This window comes from Pseudomonas sp. PF05 (assembly GCF_056521845.1).
The window spans coordinates 378,368-400,903 of the sequence record NZ_JBWLPW010000002.1 but is presented as its reverse complement, the minus strand read 5'-3'; the positions used below and the strand labels follow the sequence as shown (position 1 = coordinate 400,903).

The 22,536-nt window shown below is 62.1% G+C and carries 22 protein-coding genes; 11 read left to right on the top strand and 11 right to left on the bottom strand.

Going from position 1 to position 22,536, the window contains the following annotated elements; genetic code table 11:
• The first annotated feature begins 3 nt into the window (after positions 1-3).
• From AC09SL_RS06810 to AC09SL_RS06785, 6 genes are all read left to right on the top strand, one after another.
• Positions 4-972 carry a peptidylprolyl isomerase gene (locus AC09SL_RS06810; RefSeq protein WP_064106813.1) on the top strand — a complete coding sequence of 323 codons (969 nt, stop codon included), beginning with the start codon at positions 4-6 and terminating at the stop codon, positions 970-972.
• Between the two features lie 25 nt (positions 973-997).
• Positions 998-1,990, top strand: a complete 993-nt coding sequence (gene moaA / locus AC09SL_RS06805; protein WP_058544452.1) for a GTP 3',8-cyclase MoaA — start codon at positions 998-1,000, stop codon at positions 1,988-1,990.
• A gap of 350 nt (positions 1,991-2,340) precedes the next feature.
• On the top strand, positions 2,341-4,356 hold the full coding sequence (locus AC09SL_RS06800; RefSeq protein WP_058544451.1) for a ribonucleoside triphosphate reductase: 2,016 nt from the start codon (positions 2,341-2,343) through the stop codon (positions 4,354-4,356).
• Between the two features lie 31 nt (positions 4,357-4,387).
• Complete coding sequence (gene nrdD, locus AC09SL_RS06795; protein WP_058544450.1) at positions 4,388-4,549, top strand: anaerobic ribonucleoside-triphosphate reductase; 162 nt, start codon at positions 4,388-4,390, stop codon at positions 4,547-4,549.
• Positions 4,546-5,241 carry an anaerobic ribonucleoside-triphosphate reductase activating protein gene (locus AC09SL_RS06790; protein WP_058544449.1) on the top strand — a complete coding sequence of 232 codons (696 nt, stop codon included), beginning with the start codon at positions 4,546-4,548 and terminating at the stop codon, positions 5,239-5,241. The genes nrdD and AC09SL_RS06790 overlap by 4 nt, the downstream gene beginning before the upstream one ends.
• 112 nt (positions 5,242-5,353) lie before the next feature.
• Positions 5,354-6,973: a methyl-accepting chemotaxis protein gene (locus tag AC09SL_RS06785; protein WP_058544448.1), complete on the top strand. Its 1,620-nt coding sequence runs from the start codon at positions 5,354-5,356 to the stop codon at positions 6,971-6,973.
• A gap of 186 nt (positions 6,974-7,159) precedes the next feature.
• Here the strand turns inward: AC09SL_RS06785 and AC09SL_RS06780 are convergent, their stop codons facing one another.
• From AC09SL_RS06780 to AC09SL_RS06765, 4 genes are read right to left on the bottom strand one after another with little or no spacing between them, the layout of a single operon-like run.
• Entirely contained in the window at positions 7,160-8,527 is a 1,368-nt protein-coding gene (locus AC09SL_RS06780) for a 4Fe-4S binding protein (protein WP_058544447.1), read from the bottom strand.
• Entirely contained in the window at positions 8,515-9,369 is an 855-nt protein-coding gene (locus AC09SL_RS06775) for an FTR1 family iron permease (protein ID WP_058544446.1), read from the bottom strand. Before AC09SL_RS06775 ends, AC09SL_RS06780 begins: the two co-directional genes overlap by 13 nt.
• A 22-nt stretch (positions 9,370-9,391) precedes the next feature.
• The gene (locus tag AC09SL_RS06770) at positions 9,392-9,736 is read right to left on the bottom strand and encodes a cupredoxin domain-containing protein (RefSeq protein ID WP_058544445.1); all 345 of its coding nucleotides are present in this window, start codon (positions 9,734-9,736) and stop codon (positions 9,392-9,394) included.
• A 2-nt stretch (positions 9,737-9,738) separates the two neighbouring features.
• On the bottom strand, positions 9,739-10,269 hold the full coding sequence (locus AC09SL_RS06765) for an iron transporter (protein WP_058544444.1): 531 nt from the start codon (positions 10,267-10,269) through the stop codon (positions 9,739-9,741).
• Positions 10,270-10,472: 203 nt separating this feature from the next.
• Here AC09SL_RS06765 and AC09SL_RS06760 point away from each other — a divergent pair, with 203 nt between their 5' ends.
• Positions 10,473-10,706 carry a DUF3079 domain-containing protein gene (locus AC09SL_RS06760; protein ID WP_081264407.1) on the top strand — a complete coding sequence of 78 codons (234 nt, stop codon included), beginning with the start codon at positions 10,473-10,475 and terminating at the stop codon, positions 10,704-10,706.
• A 228-nt stretch (positions 10,707-10,934) separates the two neighbouring features.
• Here AC09SL_RS06760 and AC09SL_RS06755 read toward each other — a convergent pair whose 3' ends face one another.
• The 3 genes from AC09SL_RS06755 to AC09SL_RS06745 form a co-directional block, all read right to left on the bottom strand.
• Positions 10,935-12,674, bottom strand: a complete 1,740-nt coding sequence (locus AC09SL_RS06755) for a dipeptidase (protein WP_058544443.1) — start codon at positions 12,672-12,674, stop codon at positions 10,935-10,937.
• A gap of 224 nt (positions 12,675-12,898) precedes the next feature.
• Complete coding sequence (locus tag AC09SL_RS06750; RefSeq protein ID WP_058544442.1) at positions 12,899-14,899, bottom strand: peptidase U32 family protein; 2,001 nt, start codon at positions 14,897-14,899, stop codon at positions 12,899-12,901.
• A gap of 118 nt (positions 14,900-15,017) precedes the next feature.
• The gene (locus tag AC09SL_RS06745; RefSeq protein ID WP_058544441.1) at positions 15,018-16,586 is read right to left on the bottom strand and encodes a sensor domain-containing diguanylate cyclase; all 1,569 of its coding nucleotides are present in this window, start codon (positions 16,584-16,586) and stop codon (positions 15,018-15,020) included.
• Between the two features lie 127 nt (positions 16,587-16,713).
• Here AC09SL_RS06745 and AC09SL_RS06740 point away from each other — a divergent pair, with 127 nt between their 5' ends.
• From AC09SL_RS06740 to AC09SL_RS06725, 4 genes are all read left to right on the top strand, one after another.
• Positions 16,714-17,172: a metallophosphoesterase family protein gene (locus AC09SL_RS06740; RefSeq protein ID WP_058544440.1), complete on the top strand. Its 459-nt coding sequence runs from the start codon at positions 16,714-16,716 to the stop codon at positions 17,170-17,172.
• Positions 17,173-17,294: 122 nt separating this feature from the next.
• Positions 17,295-17,861, top strand: coding sequence for a chalcone isomerase family protein (locus tag AC09SL_RS06735; protein ID WP_058544439.1), 567 nt, complete (start codon positions 17,295-17,297; stop codon positions 17,859-17,861).
• Between the two features lie 11 nt (positions 17,862-17,872).
• A complete protein-coding gene (locus tag AC09SL_RS06730; protein ID WP_058544438.1) occupies positions 17,873-18,397 on the top strand; it encodes a DUF3833 domain-containing protein in 525 nt (174 codons plus the stop codon).
• A complete protein-coding gene (locus tag AC09SL_RS06725) occupies positions 18,394-18,699 on the top strand; it encodes a DUF6482 family protein (protein ID WP_058544437.1) in 306 nt (101 codons plus the stop codon). The genes AC09SL_RS06730 and AC09SL_RS06725 overlap by 4 nt, the downstream gene beginning before the upstream one ends.
• 46 nt (positions 18,700-18,745) lie before the next feature.
• On the opposite strand, the gene AC09SL_RS06720 is transcribed toward AC09SL_RS06725, so the two are convergent.
• Genes AC09SL_RS06720 through AC09SL_RS06705 form a run of 4 tightly spaced genes read right to left on the bottom strand, consistent with a single transcriptional unit; the run spans position 18,746 to position 22,533 of the window.
• Complete coding sequence (locus AC09SL_RS06720) at positions 18,746-19,234, bottom strand: DUF2878 domain-containing protein (protein ID WP_058544436.1); 489 nt, start codon at positions 19,232-19,234, stop codon at positions 18,746-18,748.
• Entirely contained in the window at positions 19,234-20,502 is a 1,269-nt protein-coding gene (locus tag AC09SL_RS06715; RefSeq protein ID WP_058544435.1) for an SAM-dependent methyltransferase, read from the bottom strand. Before AC09SL_RS06715 ends, AC09SL_RS06720 begins: the two co-directional genes overlap by 1 nt.
• Positions 20,465-21,289 (bottom strand): DUF1365 domain-containing protein, encoded by an 825-nt coding sequence (locus AC09SL_RS06710; RefSeq protein ID WP_058544458.1) that lies wholly within the window; start codon positions 21,287-21,289, stop codon positions 20,465-20,467. Before AC09SL_RS06710 ends, AC09SL_RS06715 begins: the two co-directional genes overlap by 38 nt.
• Complete coding sequence (locus tag AC09SL_RS06705; RefSeq protein ID WP_058544434.1) at positions 21,286-22,533, bottom strand: NAD(P)/FAD-dependent oxidoreductase; 1,248 nt, start codon at positions 22,531-22,533, stop codon at positions 21,286-21,288. Before AC09SL_RS06705 ends, AC09SL_RS06710 begins: the two co-directional genes overlap by 4 nt.
• Between the last annotated feature and the right edge of the window lie 3 nt (positions 22,534-22,536).

Here is a 22,536-nt window from a genome sequence, read left to right as displayed (position 1 = left end):
ATCATGGCGAGTGGATGCGGATGTGGCGGTAGTGGTGGCGGCAGCGGCGGCTGCGGTTCTTCGGCAAAAGCGGCACCGGTGATCGCGCCGGTAGCCGATGCCGAATCGGCGGGGGCGGTGCAGTTCGAGCCGGCCCAGGCCGGGCCGGTGGCGGAAGATGAAGCGCCACAGTTGATTGCCAGCAGTGAGCAGGAGTGGCCGATCATCAGCGTCAACGGGGTGTCGATCACCCCGCAGGCGATGGCCCTGGAGTTGCAATATCACCCGGCGGACAGCCGCGAGGAGGCGGTTTACCAAGCGGCACGGGCCTTGGTGATTCGTGAGTTGCTGCAGCAACGTATCGCCGAACTGGGCCTGGCGTTGCAGGTCGGTGCCGGTGAAAACGAAGAGGAAGCGGCCACGCGGCTGTTGCTCGAACGCGAGGTGCAGGTGCCGCAGTGCGACGAGGCCACCTGCCTGCGTTATTACGAAAGCAACCGGGCGCGCTTTCACAGCGCGCCGTTGCTGGCGGTGCGGCACATCCTGCTCGAATGTGCGCCGGACGATGCCGAGGCGCGCAGCCTGGCCCATGTACAGGCCGAGCTGCTGCTGGAGCGGCTGGATCAGTTCCCGGGCAGTTTTGCCGAGTTGGCGCTGAAGCATTCGGCGTGTCCATCCAAGGCACAGGGCGGCTCGCTGGGGCAGATCAGCAAGGGCCAGACCGTGCCTGAACTGGAGCGCCAGTTGTTCACCCTGCCGGCGGGCCTGGCTGGCAAACCGCTGGAAAGTCGCTATGGCTGGCACGTGATCAGCATCGACCAGCGAATCGATGGTCAACCATTGCCGTGCGAGGCGGTGGCGACGGCGATTCGTACCCAGTTGCAGCAGGGTGTTTGGCAAAAAGCGCTGGTGCAGTACCTGCAAACCCTGATCGGTGCGGCGGACATTCGCGGCATTCACCTTCAGGGTGCCGACTCGCCGCTGGTGCAGTGAGCACGGGCTCAATCGGGAGATCTTCATGAACGCGGTGTTGCAGGACGGATTTGGGCGCCAGATCGATTATTTGCGGATGTCGGTGACCGATCGTTGTGATTTTCGTTGTGTGTATTGCATGGCGAAAAACATGACTTTCCTGCCGCGTCAGCAAGTGTTGACCCTGGAGGAGTTGCAGCGCCTGGCGCGGCTGTTCGTCGGCCTGGGGGTGAAGAAAATCCGCCTGACCGGTGGCGAGCCGCTGATCCGTCCAGGCATCGTCGGGCTGTGTCGCGAGATCGCGGCATTGCCCGGCCTGCGGGAACTGGTGATGACCAGCAACGGCTCGCAGCTGGGGCGACTGGCCCAGCCGCTGGTCGAGGCCGGGGTCAAGCGCATGAACATCAGCCTCGACAGCCTGGACGACGACCGTTTTCGGGCGATCACCCGCAACGGCAACCTGGACCAGGTGCTGGCCGGCATCGAAGCGGCGAAGGTCGCCGGGTTCGAGCGGATCAAGCTCAACTGCGTGGTCATGAAGGGACGCAACTTCGATGAAGTCCCGGCGCTGGTGCAGTACGCCATCGATCAACGCATCGACATCAGCTTCATCGAGGAAATGCCGTTGGGGGAGGTCGGGCGTTCCCGGGGCGAGTCGTTCTGTTCCAGCGATGAGGTACGGGCCGAGATCGCCCGCCATCATCGCCTGCTCGACAGCGCCGAGAGCAGCGGCGGGCCGGCGCGCTATGTGCGCCTGGAGCGTCATCCGGATACCCGGATCGGTTTCATTTCGCCCAACACCCATAACTTCTGCGCCAGTTGCAACCGCGTGCGCATGACCGTCGAAGGGCGCTTGCTGTTGTGCCTGGGACAAGAGGACTCCCTCGACCTGCGCGGCTTGCTGCGGCGTTATCCGCTGGATGACCAGCCGGTGATCCAGGCGGTGCAACAGGCATTGCGCGGCAAGCCACTGCGCCATGACTTCAACCCGGGAGGGGAAGTGCAGATCGTGCGGTTCATGAACATGAGTGGGGGGTAGGCACCTGTGGCGAGGGAGCTTGCCCCCGCAGGACTGTAGGAGCTGCCGAAGGCTGCGATCTTTTGATCTTGATCTTGAGACTCAATGGGTGCCGAAAAGATCGCAGCCTCGCTTCGCTCGACAGCTCCTACAGCCCTCCAGCTGCATCGATCTCGACTGATCCACCGCTATCGCGAGCAAGCTCCCACAAGGGATCTGCGGCGCTTGCAAGAATGACTTTTCCCGCCTGAATGTGGGTTGCTCCCGATTCTTGACGTCGATCAATTGCAACCGTGCCTTTTGCCCGTACTCTCCACTGCATATTGTGTTTGAAGATCTCGAAAAGCCTATATGTAGTGTCTGGAGCCGAAATGCAGAGCACATTGATCTCAGTAGGGTGTAACCGCTTGCACAAGCGCGATGGCAGTGTGGTCGCCTTTGATGCGGACAAGATCCGCCAGGCGCTGATCGCCGCCGGCAAGGCCACCGGCGAATATGCCGAAGCCGAGGCCGAGGCGTTGCTGGAGGCGGTGTTGGCGCGGTTGGAAGGGCAGACACGGTTGAACGTCGAGCAGATCCAGGACCGCGTCGAACGGGTGCTGATGGACGCCGGTTTCTTTCTCTCCATGCGTGCCTACATCGTCTATCGCGAGCAACACGGACGCCTGCGTCGGGATCGCCGTACGCTGGTGGAAGTCGCCACGTCGATGAACGAATACCTGGACCGCGAAGACTGGCGCGTGCAGGCCAATGCCAACCAGGGGTATTCCCTCGGCGGGCTGATCCTCAACGTTTCGGGCAAGGTCACCGCCAACTACTGGCTCGACGAGGTCTACAGCCAGGCCATCGGCGAGGCGCACCGCGAGGCTGACCTGCATATCCACGATCTGGACATGCTCGCTGGCTACTGTGCCGGTTGGTCGTTGCGCACGCTGTTGCACGAAGGCCTCAACGGCGTGCCGGGGCGGGTCGAGGCCGGGCCGCCCAAACATTTGAGCAGTGCCCTGGGACAGATGGTGAATTTCCTCGGCACCTTGCAAAACGAATGGGCCGGTGCCCAGGCGTTCAGCTCGTTCGACACCTACCTGGCGCCCTATGTGCGCAAGGACCAGCTCAGCTACGACGAAGTCCGCCAGTCGTTGCAGGAGTTCATCTACAACCTCAACGTGCCGTCGCGCTGGGGCACGCAAACGCCATTCACCAACCTGACGTTCGACTGGGTCTGCCCGGAGGATCTGCGTGAACAGATCCCGATCATCGGCGGTGAAGAGATGCCGTTCGCCTACGGTGACCTGCAAGCGGAAATGGAACTGATCAACCGCGCCTACATCGAGGTGATGCAGGCCGGCGATGCGAAAGGTCGGGTGTTCACCTTCCCGATTCCGACCTACAACATCACCCACGACTTCCCGTGGGACAGCGAGAACGCCGACCGGCTGTTCGAAATGACCGCCCGCTACGGCTTGCCGTATTTTCAGAACTTCCTCAACTCGGACATGCAACCCAACCAGGTGCGGTCGATGTGCTGCCGCCTGCAACTGGACGTGCGCGAGCTGCTCAAGCGCGGCGGCGGCTTGTTCGGCTCGGCGGAACAGACCGGTTCCCTGGGCGTGGTGACGATCAACTGCGCCCGCCTGGGCTACCTGTACAAGGGCGACAGCAGCGCGTTGCTGCAACGCATCGATACCCTGATGGAACTGGCGAAAGAGAGCCTGGAGGTCAAGCGCAAGGTCATCCAGCATCACATGGATGCCGGCTTGTATCCCTACACCAAGCGCTACCTCGGCACCTTGCGCAATCACTTCTCCACCATCGGCGTGAATGGCCTGCACGAAATGCTGCGCAACTTCACCGATGACCAGCAAGGCCTGCATACCGAGCAAGGTCGTGAATTTGCCCTGAAACTGCTGGATCACGTGCGGGCCACGCTGCTGCGATTCCAGGAGGAAACCGGCCACCTCTACAACCTCGAAGCCACGCCCGCCGAGGGCACCACGTACCGCTTCGCCAAGGAAGACCTCAAGCGCTACCCGGATATCCTGCAGGCCGGCAGCCCGGTTGCGCCGTACTACACCAACTCGTCGCAACTGCCGGTGGGTTTCACCGAGGATCCGTTCGAAGCCCTGGAGCTGCAAGACGAACTGCAATGCAAATACACCGGCGGCACCGTGTTGCACCTGTACATGGCCGAGCAGATTTCCTCCACGCAGGCCTGCAAGCAACTGGTGCGCAAGGCCTTGGGACGTTTCCGCCTGCCGTACCTGACCATCACGCCGACCTTTTCCATCTGCCCGGTGCACGGCTACCTGGCCGGCGAACACGAGTTTTGCCCCAAATGCGACGAGGCCTTGCTGCTGCAACAGCAATTGGCGGGCAGCGTCCACTGATCCGATCCATCGACCGCAAGGAGCTTCATCCATGAACGCATCACAAACCCTGCCACAGGCACAGCGTCAACGTTGCGAAGTCTGGACCCGAGTGATGGGTTATCACCGCCCGGTGGCGGCCTTCAACCCAGGCAAGCAGTCCGAGCATCGCGAGCGGGTGCACTTCACCGAACGCGCGGCCGGGCGTCCATGAGTCGAGTGCTACGGATCGGGGGCATGGTGCCCCTGACCACCCTCGATTATCCGGGCCAACTGGCGTGCGTATTGTTTTGCCAGGGTTGCGCCTGGCGTTGTCGTTATTGCCATAACCCGCAACTGATCCCGCCGCGCGGCAGCGAGGAGGTGGATTGGTGCCGGGTATTGGCGTTCCTGCAACGTCGCCAGGATCTGCTCGACGCCGTGGTGTTCAGCGGCGGCGAGCCGACCTTGCAGGACGGCCTGGCGCCGGCCATGGAGGAAGTGCGGCAGATGGGCTTTCGCATCGGCTTGCACAGCGCCGGCATCAAGCCGGCGGCTTTTGCCAAAGTGGTCGGGCTTGCCGACTGGGTGGGCTTCGACGTCAAGGCCTTGCCCGAAGATGCCCTCGAGGTGACTCGGGTGGAAGGCAGCGGCACCGCCAACTGGCGCAGCCTCGACCACCTGCTGGCCAGCGGCGTGGACTATGAATGTCGCACGACGGTGCACTGGCATCTGTTCGATCCCGAGCGGTTGCTGACCCTGGCCCAGCGCCTGCGCGAACGCGGCGTCACGCGTTTCGCCGTGCAACTGGTGCGCACCGCGCGGATGCTCGATCCCCATCTTTCCAGCGTCTCGGCACAAGCCTTGCAGCCTGAGTTGTGGGCCGCGATGCGCGAGTTGTTCCCCTCGTTCGTCTTACGCAGTTGAGCGAGCGCAGGGGTGAACGACCGACAGCGGCCCGGGATGACCGGGCCACACTTTTTTTAAGGTTTTCAAATGCGCTGCCAACCGGCAGGTAGTTGAACAGGGAGCATTTGATATGACCAGACTCACCACCGCCCAACGCATCGTGATCGGCTTTGCCATCGCGCCGCTGGCCTTGATCGCTTTGGCGCTCTACGCCTTGAGCGACCTGGCGATGCTGCGCGACCAGGCCGAGCAGATCGTCAGGCAGGATTGGCCGAAGATCGACCCGATCATGGTAATTGCCACGGGTGTGCGCGACAACGCCAGGAACACCCGGGACTTGCTGATCGACAAGGACAATGCGCAGGTCCAGCAATCCATCGACGCCACCCGGCAACGGATTACCCAGGCCTTCGCCACGCTGGAACCGCTGTTCGATCAGCCTGAAGGCAAGGCCGCCTATGCCGAGTTGAAGAAGCGTCGCGAGGCCTATGTGGCGGCTTTCGTCCAGGTGCAGGCGTTGATCCGCCAGGGCGCGACGCAGGAGGCGATGACGCAGCTCAAGCAAGGGGTGATTCCGGCGGAGCGCGAGGTGTACAAGAGTCTCGAAGCGATCATGGCGATGCAGGGCAAGGTCTTCGTCGAGCGTGAGCATCTGGCCCAGACACGTTACAACGATGCGCGACGCAACATGCTGGCGTTGGTGCTGGCTTGCCTGGCCCTGGTGACGACCGTGGCGATCCTGGTGACCCGCAGCGTGACCCGTCCCCTGGGCGGTGAACCCAATGACGCGGCGCGGGTGCTTAACCTCATCGCCCAGGGCGACCTGACGATCCGCGTGCCGGTGGGCGTCGGCGCCAATGACAGTGTGATGAGCAACATGCACGACATGCAGCAGAGCCTCAACAGCATGGTCCGGCAGATTGCGGCCTCGGTGGATCGGGTGGCCAGTTCCTCCGAAGAACTGAGCGCGGTGAGCAGCCAGACCAGCAGTACCTTGCAGTTGCAAGGGCATGAAATCGAACAGGCGGCCGCAGCGGTGAACCAGATGACCGCTGCGGTGGATGAAGTGGCGCGCAATGCGGTGAGTACCAGCGAAGCCTCGCGAGTGTCCGAGCAAACGGCCCAGCGCGGTCGTGAACAGGTCCAGGAAACGGTGGCTTCCATTACCGCGCTGGCCGAAGGGGTGACGGACAGTTCCGGGCGAATCCAACAATTGGCCGGGCGGGTGCAGGACATCAGTTCGGTGCTGGACGTGATCCGCAGCATTGCCGAACAGACCAATCTTCTGGCACTGAACGCCGCCATCGAAGCCGCCCGTGCCGGTGATGCCGGGCGTGGCTTTGCGGTGGTGGCCGATGAAGTCCGGGCGCTGGCCCATCGGACCCAGGATTCGACTCGGGAAATCGAGGGCATGATCGGTAACATCCGGCTGGACAGCGGGCACGCGGTGAGCTCCATGCAAAACAACAGCGAACTGGTGCAGGCCACGCTGCTAGTGGCCCAGCGTTCCGGCGATGCTTTGGATGAAATCGCCCATTCGATCTCGCAGATCAACGAGCGCAACCTGATGATCGCCAGCGCCACGGAACAGCAGGCCTTGGTGGCCCGTGAGGTAGACCGCAACCTGGTGGGCATTCGCAACCTGTCCGAACAGGTCATGCTGGGCGCCCGCCATACCGATACCGCCGGCCAGGACCTGGCGCAGATGGCCGGGTCGCTGCATGAGACGGTGGCGCGGTTCAAGGTGTAGATCGCTTATTGCGGGGCGAGATGCCCGCAGAAGTCGTGCTCACCTAAAACTCCCTGTGGGAGCTTGCTCGCGAAGGCGGAGGGTCAGTTTGTGGTGATGTTGGATGTGCCGGCGCCTTCGCGAGCCAAGCTCGCACACAGGGTTTTGTGTCGAATCCGGATGTTGTGACCCCCCGCAATCCCTTGATCACCACCCCCAGAATTGCAACCACCAGCCATAACCCACCAGACTGCTGGCCAAGACCAGGCATGTCATGGCTGACAGGCGTTGAGTCGGTGAGCCATCCGTCTGTTGCAGGCGTTGGTAGCCCAGCCACAAACTCCAGGCTATCGCCGCTACCAGCAACCCGGCCCGTGCCGGTTGTACCCATTCCAGCAGCAGTCCTTCATAGCGCAGCAGTTTGACCGTGGTGGCCGACAAGCCGAGGAACAACCCTGCACCGCCAAGGGGCGTCAGGGTGATGGCCAAGGGCCAATATTGTGCGCTATCCCCCGAGAATCGTGCCGCCAGGCGCATCAGCAGCATCAGCGAAGTGCCTATCAGCAGCGCACTCAGGCCCAGGTACGCGACGATGCAAAAACCGTCGAGCCAACTGAAACTGTCATTGAGTTGCGGATAGTGCGTCAACAGCCACCAGGGCGCGTTGTCCTGGAGGGCCCAGAGCCAATCATGACTGACCAGCCATTGGGCCAGGCTTTGCTTGAGGGCAATGAACCATGGGCTGACAGTCCACTGGAAGGCGCCCATGGCCAGGCCGATGACACCGAACAACAGCAAGCGAACATCCCAGGGCGAGAGGGTGTCAGCCGTCGAGTGAAGGATTTCCTCGCTGCTGGAGCGGGCAATCAGCCGCACCGCATCGCGCTGGCCGCTGCAGCGCCCACAGGCGTGGCAATCGGCGGCGCCGCGCATACGGCGGATGTCCAACAAGGGCGCGCAGTTGGGAGGAGGGCGACGCGGTACGGGGTTTTCCAGCCAGCGTCGTTCGTCCACCTGAAAGTGCACCGGCGCCAAACGAGCAAGCAGGGAAAAGACGCCGCTGACCGGACACAGGTAACGGCACCACACCCGCTTGCCCCTGGCGAACAACAGGCCGACGATCACCGCAGCGACGGTCGAGCCCCCCAGGATCAACAGCGCAGCCTGGGCATAGTCGTAGACGCTGATCAGTTGACCGTAGAGGGTGGTCAGGCAGAACGCCAAGGTGGGCCAGCCAGCCCAGCGCAACGCGCGTGGCATTCCCAAGCCCTTGCCGTATTGGCTAGCCCATTCGCTCAAGGCGCCTTCCGGGCACAGCACGCCACACCAGAGCCGCCCGAACAACACGATCGACAGCAACACGAACGGCCACCACAGGCCCCAGAACAGAAACTGCGCCAGCAGCGTGAGATTGTCGAACAGACGCGCCTGGCCGCTGGGCAATGGCAGCAGGGCCGGCACCACTAGCAGCACCGCGTAGAACAGCACCACCGCCCATTGCACGGCACGAATGGTTGCACCGTGGCGCCGCATGCCGTCGCCCAGGCGTTGGAGCCAGGGGTTCAAGTCGGGCATGGCAGGTTTTGCGCCTTGCGCGGCCGCAGCCAGCCCGCGACGACGCCCCAATAGCCCAGCCACACCAGCAATGTCATCGCACTCGGGCTGGCCCGATAGCCGGTGAAATCCGCCACGAACCCGCCGAAACCATGGCCGTCGTCGAGTATCGCGCTGCTGTCCCACAGCGCGTCGCCAATGCCGCGATACACCGCCTCGGGCCAATCCATCGCGAGCAATTGCCCGCCGACCCGCTCGATACCGCTCACCAGCAACGCCGCCCCCAACAACAGCAGGATTGCTTCGCTGATGGCAAAGAACCGCGGCCAGGAGATGAACCGGCGACTGCCGTGCAGCAAGGACACGGTCAGCAGCGAGAGCACCAGCCCGGCCAGCGCGCCGATGGCGAACAGGCCCAGTTGCGGCCCTTGCAGGCGCGCACCGGCGCCATACAGGAACACCACGGTTTCACTGCCCTCGCGACTGACTGCCAGCAACGCCAGGACCAACAGCCCCAGGCCGCCCTGACGGCTCAGGCGCTGGTCGGCGTGGCGTGCCAGGTCGTGCTTGAGCGTCCTCGCGTTTCGATGCATCCAGCCGACCATCTGCACGATCAGCAGGCTGGCGACCAGTGCCAACGACGCCTGGAACCATTCATTGGCCGTCCCGCTCATGGCCTCGCCAGCGAGCAGGATCAGGCCGGCCAGTACGCCGGAAAGAAGCAAGCCCAGCGCCGCGCCCGTCCATACATAGCGCAACAATTGACTGGCCTGTTGCTGCCGACTGACCCAGGCCTGGAGAATCCCGATCACCAACAACGCCTCGACGCTTTCGCGCCAGACAATAAACATCGATTGAGTCATGCAAATGCCTCCTGCTGACTGATCACTGGGCGAGAATCCCGCCCTCGGGCAGCTGCGGATTGAATTCGTCGAAGAACGGATAGTGCCCGGGACGCAGCGGGTGGATAACCACGAAGGTCGTGACGCCGGGCGAGAGCACTTTCTCGACGCGCAAAGGCGTGCTTTCGAACTCCGCCGGGCCCTGGCCGACGTTCTTCAGCACGATCTTGAAGCGTTGCCCGGCCGGCACTTGCAGTTGCGACGGCGTGAAATGCCCGTCGCGCATGCGCAGCTCGTAGGTCGGCAGTTCGGCCAGGGCGATCGAGGGCAGCAGCAAGCCGGCCAGCGTCAACCAGGCCAGGCATGACGGCCAGGATCGGCGGCGCATGCTCAGTACCCGCCTTTTTTACCGATCCCGGCGTAGACGAATTCGTAATGCAGTTCGCAGCGTTCGAACCATGGCGCCACGCCGGTTTCCTTGTCGGTATGACGACCGAGGGAGCCATGGCCGCCAGGCGGCAGGAGGGTGAACATCAGTTGATATTTGCCAGGGCCAAGCAGCTTGACGTTGTCGCCATAATGCGGACCGTCGTTGGCGACCATGGCGTGGAAGTCACCCTTGAGCTCGGCGTCGTTGCCTTGTTTCTTCAGTTGGAACGACACATTGAGGTAGGGCACGAAACTGCCTTCCTGGAAGCCTTGCTGGTTGTCCGCCGTGGCGCGGATGTCGGCTTCCAGGTGCACGTCGGAATCTGCCGTGGGTCGCATCATCCCGGCCGGGGCCATTTCAATCGGCTGCAGGTACACCGCACCGACCTCCAGCCCTGGGCACAGTTGCGGTTCACCGATGGGGTATTCCTTGGCCTGGGCCATTGGCGTAAGAAACAGCAGGGCGAGAGGCAGAGTGGCAAGTGTGCGCATGATGACTTCCTGGTTGGCTAAATGATGGCGCCGAGTCTAGGAAGCTTTGCTGCGAATAATAATGATTCTTGTCAATTTTTAGCGCGATTTTTTGCCAGTGAACGTCGCGTCGCTCCTGCGCGGCTGTTGTTGATCAGAATCAAGGGCGGCAGTGCCCTGACGCGGTAGGGTGCGGGTACACCCATCGGTTATACGGGGTCGTCATGGCAAAGCCTTTTCCTATCAGTCCCAAACATCCCGAGCGCATTTGCTGGGGGTGTGATCGTTACTGTCCGACCAGTGCGCTGGCTTGCGGCAACGGTGCCGATCGTACGATGCACCCGGCCGAGATGATCGGGGAGGATTGGTATCTGCATGGGGATTGGGGGTTGGAGCTGGTCGACATTACCGCCAAGGATCATCGATCCAAGTGCCACTTACCTGAAGGAATGAAATAAACCTGTGGCCAGAGATTGCTCCTGCTGGGCTCTGTAGGAGCTGGCGAAGCCTGCGATCTTTTGATCTTTTGATCTTTTGATCTTTCGCTTGAGATTCAAGTGTCTGGGGAAAGATCGCAGCCTCGTTGCACTCGACAGCTCCTACACAGCTCCTACACAGCTCACAGCTCCTACACCGCTCCTGCACAGCTCTTATGCCGCTGCGGGGCAAACGCTGGCCACGGTGTTTTACAACTTCGGCAACTGCCCGATCCGCCCCATCATCTCGGTCACGATCTGCAAGTCCAGCAGGAACTGCTCGACCGTCTTGAACTCGTTGTCGTTGTGGCCGGTGTACTTGACGTCGGGCATGGCCAGGCCGAACTGCACGCCATTGGGCAAGTCATGAACCGAAGTGGCGCCGGCGGAGGTGCCGTACTTGTGTTCCATGCCCAGGTTTTCACTCGCCACGGCCAGCAGCGCCTTGACCCATTCACCCTCAGGGTTGCGGTACATCGGCTCATCAATGGAGTAATCGAAGGTTACGTCGACCTGGGAGTTCTTGCTCCAGGTCGCCAGTTTGTCGGCGATTTCAGTCTTGAGGGCTGCTGTGGTCTTGCCCACTGGCACCCGCAGGTTGACCGCCAGCTTGAAGGTCTTCTCATCCATTCCGACGTAGGTCAGGGACGCGGTCAGCGGGCCCATGAAAGCATCGGAAAAGCCAATGCCCAGTTTGCTCCCCAGGTAGTCCAGGCCCCAATTGTCGGCGGCGTAGCGGGCTGCATCGGTGATGTGGTTGCGTTTAAGCGCGACCTTGCCGTCCAGGCCATTGATGAAGTCCAGCATCCTTGCCACCGGGTTGACGCCTGACTCGGGCTCGGAGGAGTGGGCCGACACGCCAGTGAAGGTCAGATTGACGTCCTTGCCGACGACCTGGGTGCTCACTTCGAAGTTGCCACCGTTGTGCTTGGCATAGTCGCTAGCGGCCTTGAGCAGACTGGCGGCCAGTTCGGCGGGCTTGTCGCTGGCGAAGGTGGCAACGGACGTCGACGGAATCTGATTGGTCGCCAGGCCGCCCGTCAGCGCGGTGATTTCTGCGCCCTTGCCCTGTGCGGCGCGCCGGGTGAAGTTCGCCATGACGGTGCCGTAGCCTTTCTCGGCAATCACCACGGGATAGCCGCCATCCAGCGCCAAGTTGTAGTTGGGCGTCGGGTTGCGTTCGAAATAATAGGGAATGGCGTCGCCGGTGGTTTCCTCGGTGGTGTCGACCAGCAGCTTGAAGTTGCGCGCCAGTGGCAGTTTTTCTTCCTTGATGATTTTCATGGCATAGAGCGCCACGACGATACCGTTCTTGTCGTCCTCGGTACCGCGGCCATACATGCGGTCGCCCACCAGGGTGACCTTGAACGGGTCGAGGCGGGTGCCATCTTTCAATACCCAGTTTTCAGGGGTTACTGGCACCACGTCGGCATGGGCGTGAATGCCCACGACTTCGTCGCCGCTGCCTTCGAGGGAAATCTCATAGACGCGGTTGTCGATGTTGCGGAAGTTGAGGTTGAACGACTCGGCCAGGCTTTTGATCTTGTCGGCGATCTTGAGGAATTCCGGGTTCTCGTGCTGGGCAACGCCGTCCTTGCGAAAGGTCGGGATGGCGACCAGTTCCTTCAGCGTCTCAGTGGCCGCTTGGCCGTATTTCACTCGGGCATAGAGGCCCAGCAGGCGATGGATTTCATTGCGCTGTTCTGCCGAAAGGGCTTTGTCGCCCTGGAACGCGCTGATGGCTGGGCCGAGGTTGGCGGTTTTGCCCAGGTCGCTCTTGGCCACCTCTGCCAGGAACTGCCTGAAATCGGTGACGGAGGTGTTGGAGAAGGTTTTGACGATGGCTGCGCCCTGCTGGGCGGTGATGTTGGCGAATGCTGGTGTGGTGATCGAAGCGAGGCTGGACAGTAGCAGGGTGGTCACGGCCAGGTGTTTGAGCGAGAAATCCATTGCTGGGCATTCCTTTGCAGGCTGTAGGAGGGAAGTGTCTGATTTGATGACACAAACATTTACAACCTAACAGGCGAGCGCGGGGCAGGGGAGTCTTGCGGGGGAATCTGTCGCACAGCGAAGCAAAAACGGCGCAGAAATGAAAAATGGCGCAGGGCCATCAAACACCCGAGAACCCATGTGGGAGCAAGTTTGCTCCCACAGGGGCAGGGCTGGGTATGGGCTCAATGCGGCGCGCGTGGGATCGTCTTGAGCAGGTCCTCAGGGCTGATGTGGCCGACCACCGGCTGCGCCGTGCTGCCGGGCAATGGCAAGTCCAGGATGTGCCCCTTGATCTTGCCCACCACATGCATCTCGCAGGGCTTGCAGTCGAACTTCAGCGTCAGCACTTCATCGCCGTGTATCAGCTGCATCGGTGCCACCTTGGTGCGCACGCCGGTGACGCCCTTGGCCTGCTTGGGGCACAGGTTGAACGAGAAGCGCAGGCAGTGCTTGGTGATCATCACCGGCACTTCACCGGTTTCCTCGTGGGCCTCGAACGCCGCGTCGATCAGCTTGACGCCGTGACGGTGATAAAAATCCCGGGCCTTCTGGTTGTAGACGTTGGCCAGGAACGACAGGTGCGACTCCGGGTATACCGGTGGCGGACTGGTCTCGGCCTTGCGGCCACCGCGTGGGTGGGCTTTGATGCGGGCGGCGGTCAGGGCTTCGATGGCTTCGCGGCGCAAGGCCTTGAGCTGCGAGTTGGGGACGAAGAACGCCTGGGGCGCATCCAGCTCGATGGCGGTGGCGTGGTATTCGGTGGTGCCCAGCTGGCCGAGCAGGTCGTGCAGTTGCTCCAGGGCCTGCTCCGGCTTGTTGGCCTGGCCGAACGGTCCGTCCAGGGCGACGCTGGCGCTGATGCCTTCTTCGCTGGTGGCGGTCAGCTCCAGACGCTCTTCGCGCAGGCGTGCAATCCAGGCCAGGCCGACACGGCGTTCGGAGGAGGTCTTGAGCAGCGCTTGCTGCCAGTTGTGGTCCAGGTTGCGGCTCAACGGGTGGTTGGGGCGCAACTGGTACATGCCGGCCGGCATCTCGTTGGGTTCGACGCGGTAGCGGTAACGCTTCTGGCCGTCCTCTTCGAACTCACCCTTGGGCTCGGCGATGTTGGCGCGGAAACCGACGACTTCGCGCTTGACCAGCACATTGAGGCCGTCGCCGTTGGACAGCGGATCGAAGGTCACCACTTGCAGGTCGCGCTTGCCGACTTTTTCCACCACGCCCACCGGCACGCCGGTAAAGGTCGGCGAATCGAAGGCGCCAATGTCGATCTTGCGTTCGCTGACGAAATAGTCGGTGCTGCCACGGTGGAAGGTCTTGTCCGGATCGGGGACGAAGAAGTGCGCGGTGCGGCCGCTGGACGCGCGGGCCAGGTCCGGACGGTCTTCGAGGACATCGTCCAGGCGCTGGCGATAATAGGCGGTGATGTTCTTCACATAGCCCATGTCCTTGTAGCGGCCTTCGATCTTGAATGAGCGCACGCCGGCTTCGACCAGGGCGCGGATGTTGGCGCTCTGGTTGTTGTCTTTCATCGACAGCAGGTGTTTTTCGTAGGCGACCACCCGGCCCTGGTCGTCCTTGAGGGTGTAGGGCAGGCGACAGGCCTGGGAGCAGTCGCCACGGTTGGCGCTGCGGCCGTTCTGGGCGTGGGAGATGTTGCACTGGCCGGAAAACGCCACGCACAGCGCGCCATGGATAAAGAACTCGATGGCCGCGTCGGTCTCGTCGGCGATGGCGCGGATTTCCTGCAGGTTCAGCTCACGGGCCAAGACCAGTTGCGAGAAACCGGCCTGGTCGAGGAATTTTGCCCGGGCCAGGGTGCGAATGTCGGTCTGGGTGCTGGCGTGCAGCTCGATGGGCGGAATATCCAGCTCCATCACCCCCAGGTCCTGGACGATCAGCGCATCGACGCCGGCATCGTACAACTGGTGGATCAGTTGGCGGGCCGGCTCCAGCTCGTTGTCGTGCAGGATGGTGTTGATGGTCGTGAACACACGGGCGTGGTAGCGGTGGGCGAACTCCACCAGCCGGGCAATATCGCCCACTTCGTTGCAAGCGTTGTGACGCGCGCCGAAACTCGGGCCACCGATGTACACGGCGTCGGCGCCATGCAGGATGGCCTCGCGGGCGATGGTTACGTCGCGGGCGGGGCTGAGCAATTCCAGATGATGTTTGGGCAAGGACATTTGTTTTTAGTCAGGCTGGTCACGGTCGAAGCGACCATTGTAGCCGTCAGGCGCCTTGCAGGCACCTGTGGACTTGGGTTTGCACGACCCTGACCGATACGCGGCGGTCCCGCAGGGTTCACCCAGACGTCGAGCCGACGCTGCACCAACGGTTGCGCCCGGTGTTCTTGGCCAGGTACAAAAAGGCGTCCGCAGCCTTGATCAGCATGGCCGGGGTGACGTCCTCGCCGCTCGGCTGGCTGGTGGTGATGCCCGCGCTGATGGTCACTATTCCCAAGGGATGATCGCCATGTTCGATGGTCAGGGCCCTGACGGCTTCGAGGATTTGCTGCGCGACCTTGGCGGCACCGGCGCTGTCAGTGTTGGGTAGCAACACGGTGAACTCTTCACCGCCATAGCGGACCGCCAGGTCGCCCTGCCTTTTGATGGTCTGCCTGACCGCGGCGGCAATCGCGCGCAGGCATTCGTCGCCGGCAGCGTGACCGTATCTGTCGTTGAAACGCTTGAAGTAATCGACGTCAAGCATGATCAACGCCAGGGAAGAACCGTGACGCTTGGCCAGGCGAATCTCGTCGGCCAACGCGATGTCCAGCCGCCTGCGGTTGCCCAGCCCGGTCAGGCTGTCGGTCAGCGCCATGTCGCGCATGGTCTGGTGGGCACTGCGAATCTGCTTTTCCATGGTCATCCGGTGGCGCAACTGGCTCAGCACGATGAGCCCGAAGCCGACGAGGATCACGATCAGGAAAATCAGCACCATGCTGGTCTTGAACAGGTCACGCCGCCACGGGGCGATAATGGACTCGCGCGACAACCCGGCTTCTACCACCAGCGGGTAGGTGGTCAGGGCCCGATAGCCATACAGGCGTTCGGTGTCGTCGATCACGGCCCTGGCCTCGGCGATGCCCTGGTTCGACGTGGGCAGGTAGTTCCTGAAGATCACGCTGTTGACCAGGCTCTTGCCGATCACGGATTCGACGAAGGGGCGACGTACCAGGATGGTCCCGCTGCGTGTGGCCAGTACCAGCGCACCCTTGTCGTCGATCTTGAAGTCGCCGTAGTAGTCGACGAAATAGCTGACCTTGACCGTTCCGAGCAGTACACCGGCGAACGAGCCGTCGGGATTGTTCAAGCGACGGGACACAGGGATGATCAGGTCGTTGGTGGATCGACTCCTGATCACTGCGCCGATGTGCACGCCGCGGTCCTCGTGGGTACGGTGATATTGGAAGTAGTCGCGGTCGGCGTTGTTCGCCGTTTCCGGAAAGATTTTCTTGTCCGTTACCAGCCATTGGCCGTCCGGGCCATAGATAAACAACCCGTGCAATTGCGGCATGATGGCCGCCTGTTGCACCAATAGCTTATGGATGCGCGCAACGTCCATGTTCTGCAGGCCATCGCCCTCCACCCGTTCACTGAGGGCAGCGGTGACCACATCCACTTGTCGAATGGTATCTTCGGCGTGCTGGGCCGTCGCCCGTGCCAGGTTCGTCACCGAATCCTGGGCGGCCGAAAAGGCCGCGCGGTAATCGCGCCAGGTGCGCCAGCCTTCGACAGCCAGAAACGCGATGATGACCACCAGCATGAAACTCACGGTCAGTCGCAATGCCGCTCCAGCCCGTGTGCTCTGGGGAGAAAAGGCCTCATCAGGGTTTTCAATCTCTGGCTCTGGCCGTTTGCGTCCGAGCATCAACATTTCCTTTTACGACGGGTCTGCGCACTATTGATGCGCAGCCTATCCTATTCGATTTCAGCACGTTAGCTCGCTGCGACGAGGTGGGTATAACCGGCGACACACGATTGGGGAGAAAGGTTTCATGAAAGTTGGCGTCATTTCCGACACCCACGGTCTGCTCCGCCCGGAGGCGCTGGCAGCATTGCAGGGGTGTGAGCGGATCATCCATGCTGGCGATATCGGCAGCCCGGAGATCCTCTGCGCGCTGGCCGCCATTGGCGAGCTGCACGTGGTGCGCGGAAACAACGATCTGGAAGCCGATTGGGCGAAACACCTTGTCGATTGCCTGCAATTCGACCTGGGCGGATGGCAGGTATTGCTGGTCCATGACATCACGGACGTGCCCGCGTCGCTTGACTGCAGCGTAAGGCTAGTGATCACCGGCCACTCCCATAAACCATCGATCCAATGGCGGGGCGAGCGCCTCTATCTAAACCCCGGCAGCGCCGGCCGCCGACGGTTCAAGCTGCCGGTGACGCTGGCGCTGCTCGAGGTGAGTGACCAGGCGATCGAGCCGCGGATCGTGCCGCTGCTCCCATGATGAACACGGTTTACTTGCGATACGTGTCGACGGCCCTCCAAACGATGTTTTCTCAAAAAGCTGTACAAATCTAAGTTCTTGTACAATTATCAGGACTCCCTTGATAAACGGATACCGTTCTCATGGCCCGGTCGTTCGCGCTCAGGAAAAGCCTGGTCGCCATGGCGCTTTGCATGGTTACGCTTTATTGCCCCCAAGCCTTGTCGGACTGGCGCGGCGCATTGCCAGGCACGCGCCTGGTCGGGCAAGCCGATTTCCACTGGTATGGGTTCGATATCTATCAGGCCAGGCTCTGGAGTGCGGCCGCTGCGCCAAGCCTGGAAACGGCGTTTGCCCTGGAACTCAACTACCGACGCGCCATCGACAAAGAGTCTTTGGTCGAAACGAGCCTGAAGGAAATGCAGCGTCTCAACGCTGCGCCCCTGGACGCCAAGCGCCGGGACGAGTGGGGCGCTCAAATGCGCCGTGCCTTTATTGATGTGAAGCCCGGAAGTCGTATCACTGGCCTGTACCTGCCGGGGCAGGGCTGTCGTTTCTATGTGGGTGAAAAACTGTCTCTGGCGGTCATGGACCCGCTATTCGCCCGGGCTTTTTTTGCCATCTGGCTCGATCCTCGTACTCGAGAGCCTGAGCTTAGAAATCAATTGCTTGGAATCCAAATCTCAAGTGAAAGGAGAGAAAAACAGTGAGGCATTTTTTGATGGCATTGCTGCTGGTACTGGGCCTGACCAGTTGCGGGAATGTAAATGTCGAACGTTATGCCGACCAGCAACCCCGACTGGATCTGGAGCGTTTTTTCAGCCATCCCGTCAAGGCCTGGGGGATCTATCAAAAGCGCTCGGGGGAGGTAATCAAGCGCTTTGAGGTGGACATTTCCAGCCGTCACGAGGGAGAGAACCTGATCCTCGATGAGCGCTTTCTCTATAGCGACGGCAGCCGTCAGCGACGGGTCTGGACGTTGACCCCCGAGGGCCCGGGCCTGTGGCGCGGTCGCGCTGACGATGTGATCGGCCAGGCGCGAGGAGAAGTGGCCGGCAATGCGCTGCGCTGGCGTTATCGGTTGAACCTGTCGGTCGATGGCTCGACCTATGAGGTGGACTTTGATGACTGGATGTACCTGATGGACGAGGACACGCTGATCAACCGCTCCAGCATGAGCAAGCTGGGTGTCGAGTTGGGGCAGGTGACCCTGTTTTTCCGTCGTCAGGCCGTGAGCTTGCCATGAACTTGCAGGCGCTTACGGAGTTGGCCATCGACGGGCGGATCCATGAATTGGAGTTGTTGTCGCTGGAGGGCGGCATCTACCTACTGCGTGCCCGGCTGGACGGTGGCCTGCGTACATTGCTCGATGAGTCGGGAAAGACTTTGCACATTCGTTCCACCACCCATTTGCGTGAGCTGCTGCGTTTCGTCCCGCGGCTGCCCTGCACGCTGGTGCAATACGTTGTCCATGATGAGATGTGCGGCCAGCGCGAGGGGCCGATCGAGCCGTTGCGCATGCCACTTTTCCTCGACGAGCCCTGGTAGCGACGGCGTTCTGGGGCCAGTTCAGCTCAGCTCAGTTCAGCTCAGCTCAGTTCGGATCGGCCAGGCGCAGCGCCAGCGGGAGCCATAGCGCCCAGAGCGGTGCCAGGAACAGGGCGGTGCCAACGACCCCCAGCGGCAAGGCGACACCCGCCAGCGGCGCCCCCACGCAATAGGCCAGCGGGCCGCCGACCAAGCCCAGCAATACACCACGCCATACCGGCCGCATGGCCCAGGCCAGGCTATGACGCAGGCCGGTGGCAAACACCAGCCAGAGCAGTGCCAGCCAGAGCGGCAGTGGGGTTTGTTTGAATATGAACAAGCCTTGCGCGCCCAGGCTCCAGTCCAGCAGCATGCCACTGAGCCCGACACGCATCACCGCAAACAGCTCTGCCCGGGGAGCCGGGCACAGCCACAGGTGGGCGAGCAACCCGATGACTACCAGCAACAGCCACCACGGATCCTGTGCCCCGAGCACACAGCCCCACCAACCCAGTTGCAACCAGAGGGCATTGACGATCAGGCCGGTGCGGCTCATCACGTATCCTGGTACTCCAGCAGGGCGGGTCGACGAGCGCCGGGCCCGGCGAAGAGCAGTTGGGCCACGCCGATCGCACGCTCGATGAACCCACCTTCGCAGTAACACAGGTAGAACTCCCACAGGCGCTGGAAGGTTTCGTCGTAGCCCAACTGCGCCAATGCCTGGTGCGATTGGCGAAAGTTGTCGTGCCAGTGCCGCAGTGTGCGGGCGTAGTGCGCGCCGAAATCCTCGAGATGCAGGAGGTTGAGCGGCGTCTGGGTGCTGGCAGTCTTGAGCAGGATCGACAGTGACGGTAACGCGCCACCGGGAAAAACATGCCGCTGGATAAAGTCCACCGAGCGTCGGGCTTGCTCATATCGCTGGTCGCGGATGGTGATCGATTGCAGCAGCATCAGCCCGTCGTCCTTGAGCAGCGCGGCGCAGCGCCGGAAGTACTCGGGCAGATAGCGATGCCCGACGGCTTCGATCATCTCGATGGACACCAGCTTGTCGTAGCGTCCTTGCAAGTCACGGTAGTCCTTGCGCAACACCTGAACCTGCTGTTGCAAGCCCAATTCTTCGACACGCCGACGGGTGTGGGTGTATTGCTCCAGGGACAGCGTGGTGGTGGTCACCTTGCAGCCATAATGGCTGGCTGCGTAAATGGCGAGGCTGCCCCAGCCCGTGCCGATCTCCAGCAAATGGTCGCTGGGACGCAGGTCGAGTTTGCGGCAGATACGGGCGAGCTTGTTGAGTTGGGCCTCTTCCAGGCTCTGTTCCGGGCTTTCGAAGAGGGCGGCTGAATACATCATGGTGGGGTCGAGCAGGCGCTCGAACAGCGCATTGCCCAAGTCGTAATGGGCAATGATATTGCGCCGCGAACCCCGTCGGCTGTTGCGGTTGAGCCAGTGCAGCCAGCGCAACAGCGGGCGGCCGATACGTGCCAGGCCGCTGTCCATGGCATCGAGCACATCCAGGTTGGCAACGAACAGGCGCGTCACGGCCGTCAGGTCGCCGCTGCGCCAATAGCCGTGGACATACGCCTCGCCAGCGCCGATGGAACCGTTGCAGGCAACCATGCCCCATACCGCGTCGTCGAGGATCTCGACCTCGGCCATCAAGGGGCTGGCCAGGTCGCCGAAGCTCAATGGCTCGCCATTGAGTAGCAGCCGCAGGTGGCCGTGACGCAGGCGGCGCAACTGACCCAGCACGGCTTGCTTGAAAAATCCTCCGTTAGAGAGGTCGCAACTACCAGCCTTGGTAGCGCTCAGGGTCGGTTCGGGCATGATCGGGATCCTTGTGGGCGGTTTGACCCAGGCTCAGGCCGTCTTCGCTGGCCTGGTGGGCGTAGAGGGGCGTGCGTTTGAAAAGCAGGCGCAGGGCCTGCCAGTAAATGGCGCTTACGGTGCGCAGGCTCATCCAGGGGAAGGCCAGGACATGTCGGCGCAGCGAGGAGGCGTCGAGGGGTTGGCGCTTGAGCGCCAGGTCGGCCTCGAACACCTTGTGGCCGTCGCGCCAGTTCTCCATGCGTATGCGGATGTGCGTGTCCTGGACCAGGAACCCCATGTGATAGTCCATATCCCGGGGCAGGAACGGCGATACGTGAAACGCCTTGGCCACCCTGAAGGCACAGGACTCGCCAGGAGGCACCGGCAATACGTAGTGATAGCGCTCGCGCCATGGGGTGTTGCGCACTTCACAGAGGATCGCCCCCAGGCGCCCGTTGGCTTCATGGCAGAAATAGAAGCTCACCGGGTTGAACGACAGGCCCCAACTGCGCGGTTGAGTCAGCAGGTGAATTGCCCCTTGGGGAGCGGCACCCAGGGCTTCGTCGAGGACCTGGCGCACGGCATCGACCAAGGGAACCCCACGGCGGGTGTGCGATGGCAGGTAGTCGCGCTCGCGCCAGCACAGGGGGGCCCAGGACCAGGGCCGCAGCAGGCGTGACAACCCCAGCATGTGTTCCTGTTCGGCGAGGTCCACGTAAAGCATGCCGATCCGATAGCGGAAGGCATGGATTCGCGGCGTATGGCGCCGATGATCGATCCAGCCTCGACACACACTGCTGTTCAAAGCTGTTCTCCGAAATGCTTGGCCACGTCGAGCGCACTGACCACGCCATCCTCATGGAAGCCGTTGGCCCAGTAGGCGCCGCAGAAGTAGCTGTGCTGATGCCCTTGCAGATCACCTTGGCGGGCCTGGGCGGCAATGGCGGCAAGGCTGTACTGGGGATGCGCATAATCGAAGCGCGCAAGCACCTTGGCCGGATCGACCGCGTCGCTCTGGTTGAGGCTTACGCAGAAGGTCACCGGGGCGTCCAGGCCCTGGAGCAGGTTCATGTTGTAGGTCACCGCGGCAGGTGCTTGCGCAGGGCCGCCGAGGCGATAGTTCCAGCTCGCCCAGGCCTGGGGTCGCTGGGGAAGCAGGCGGGTGTCGGTGTGCAGCAGCACTTCATTGCTGGCGTAGGCCAGGGCGCCGAGTACCTCACGCTCTGCCATGCTCGGCGCCTCGAGCAGGGCAAGGGCCTGGTCGCTGTGGCAGGCGAACACCACCTTGTCGAAATGCTCGGTGCCAGCGCTGCTGGTCACGCTTACCCCGGCAATGTTGCGACTCACACACTGCACTGCGCAGTTGAGCCGGATGTGTTCGCGAAAGGAAGCGCACAAAGGCTCGATGTAACCACGTGAGCCGCCTGCGATCACTCGCCATTGGGGGCGCTGATTGACCGACATGAGGCCGTGGTTGTGGCAAAAGCGCACAAAGAACTCGAGCGGGAATTCCAGCATCCCGGCGGGGGACATCGACCAGATTGCTGCGCCCATGGGGACGATGTAGTGATCGATGAAACGCTGGCTATACCCTTGGCTGTGCAGGTAGTCGCCGAGCCGGGCGCTGCGGTCGATGCGCTGCGCCTCCAGGTCGGCGGTGGCCTGCCGATTGAACCTGAGTATGTCCCACAGCATGCCCCAGAACCCGGGCGAAAACAGATTGCGTCGGCGGGCGAACAAGCTGCGCAGGGTGTGGCCCTTATACTCCTGGCCGGTGGCCGGATCATGCACCGAGAAGCTCATTTCAGTGGGGCGAGACACGACACCCAACTGGTCCAGCAGACGGATGAAATTCGGGTAGGTCCAGTCGTTGTACACAATGAAGCCTGTGTCTACGCCATAGCGCTGCCCCTGCCAATCGACATCCACGGTGTGGGTATGGCCACCGATCCTGTCGTCGGCTTCGAACAGGGTAATCTGGTGCCTGCGGGCCAACAGGTAAGCACATGTCAGCCCGGAAATGCCGCTGCCGATGATCGCGATGCGCATGCT

Excerpts from the sequence above, each read along its gene's own strand:
- AC09SL_RS06810 (WP_064106813.1), top strand. The coding sequence starts at position 4 with ATGGCGAGTGGATGCGGATGTGGCGGTAGTGGTGGCGGCAGCGGCGGC.
- moaA (WP_058544452.1), top strand. The coding sequence starts at position 998 with ATGAACGCGGTGTTGCAGGACGGATTTGGGCGCCAGATCGATTATTTG.
- AC09SL_RS06800 (WP_058544451.1), top strand. The coding sequence starts at position 2,341 with ATGCAGAGCACATTGATCTCAGTAGGGTGTAACCGCTTGCACAAGCGC.
- nrdD (WP_058544450.1), top strand. The coding sequence starts at position 4,388 with ATGAACGCATCACAAACCCTGCCACAGGCACAGCGTCAACGTTGCGAA.
- AC09SL_RS06790 (WP_058544449.1), top strand. The coding sequence starts at position 4,546 with ATGAGTCGAGTGCTACGGATCGGGGGCATGGTGCCCCTGACCACCCTC.
- AC09SL_RS06785 (WP_058544448.1), top strand. The coding sequence starts at position 5,354 with ATGACCAGACTCACCACCGCCCAACGCATCGTGATCGGCTTTGCCATC.
- AC09SL_RS06780 (WP_058544447.1), bottom strand. The coding sequence starts at position 8,527 with ATGCCCGACTTGAACCCCTGGCTCCAACGCCTGGGCGACGGCATGCGG.
- AC09SL_RS06775 (WP_058544446.1), bottom strand. The coding sequence starts at position 9,369 with ATGACTCAATCGATGTTTATTGTCTGGCGCGAAAGCGTCGAGGCGTTG.
- AC09SL_RS06770 (WP_058544445.1), bottom strand. The coding sequence starts at position 9,736 with ATGCGCCGCCGATCCTGGCCGTCATGCCTGGCCTGGTTGACGCTGGCC.
- AC09SL_RS06765 (WP_058544444.1), bottom strand. The coding sequence starts at position 10,269 with ATGCGCACACTTGCCACTCTGCCTCTCGCCCTGCTGTTTCTTACGCCA.
- AC09SL_RS06760 (WP_081264407.1), top strand. The coding sequence starts at position 10,473 with ATGGCAAAGCCTTTTCCTATCAGTCCCAAACATCCCGAGCGCATTTGC.
- AC09SL_RS06755 (WP_058544443.1), bottom strand. The coding sequence starts at position 12,674 with ATGGATTTCTCGCTCAAACACCTGGCCGTGACCACCCTGCTACTGTCC.
- AC09SL_RS06750 (WP_058544442.1), bottom strand. The coding sequence starts at position 14,899 with ATGTCCTTGCCCAAACATCATCTGGAATTGCTCAGCCCCGCCCGCGAC.
- AC09SL_RS06745 (WP_058544441.1), bottom strand. The coding sequence starts at position 16,586 with ATGCTCGGACGCAAACGGCCAGAGCCAGAGATTGAAAACCCTGATGAG.
- AC09SL_RS06740 (WP_058544440.1), top strand. The coding sequence starts at position 16,714 with ATGAAAGTTGGCGTCATTTCCGACACCCACGGTCTGCTCCGCCCGGAG.
- AC09SL_RS06735 (WP_058544439.1), top strand. The coding sequence starts at position 17,295 with ATGGCCCGGTCGTTCGCGCTCAGGAAAAGCCTGGTCGCCATGGCGCTT.
- AC09SL_RS06730 (WP_058544438.1), top strand. The coding sequence starts at position 17,873 with ATGGCATTGCTGCTGGTACTGGGCCTGACCAGTTGCGGGAATGTAAAT.
- AC09SL_RS06725 (WP_058544437.1), top strand. The coding sequence starts at position 18,394 with ATGAACTTGCAGGCGCTTACGGAGTTGGCCATCGACGGGCGGATCCAT.
- AC09SL_RS06720 (WP_058544436.1), bottom strand. The coding sequence starts at position 19,234 with ATGAGCCGCACCGGCCTGATCGTCAATGCCCTCTGGTTGCAACTGGGT.
- AC09SL_RS06715 (WP_058544435.1), bottom strand. The coding sequence starts at position 20,502 with ATGCCCGAACCGACCCTGAGCGCTACCAAGGCTGGTAGTTGCGACCTC.
- AC09SL_RS06705 (WP_058544434.1), bottom strand. The coding sequence starts at position 22,533 with ATGCGCATCGCGATCATCGGCAGCGGCATTTCCGGGCTGACATGTGCT.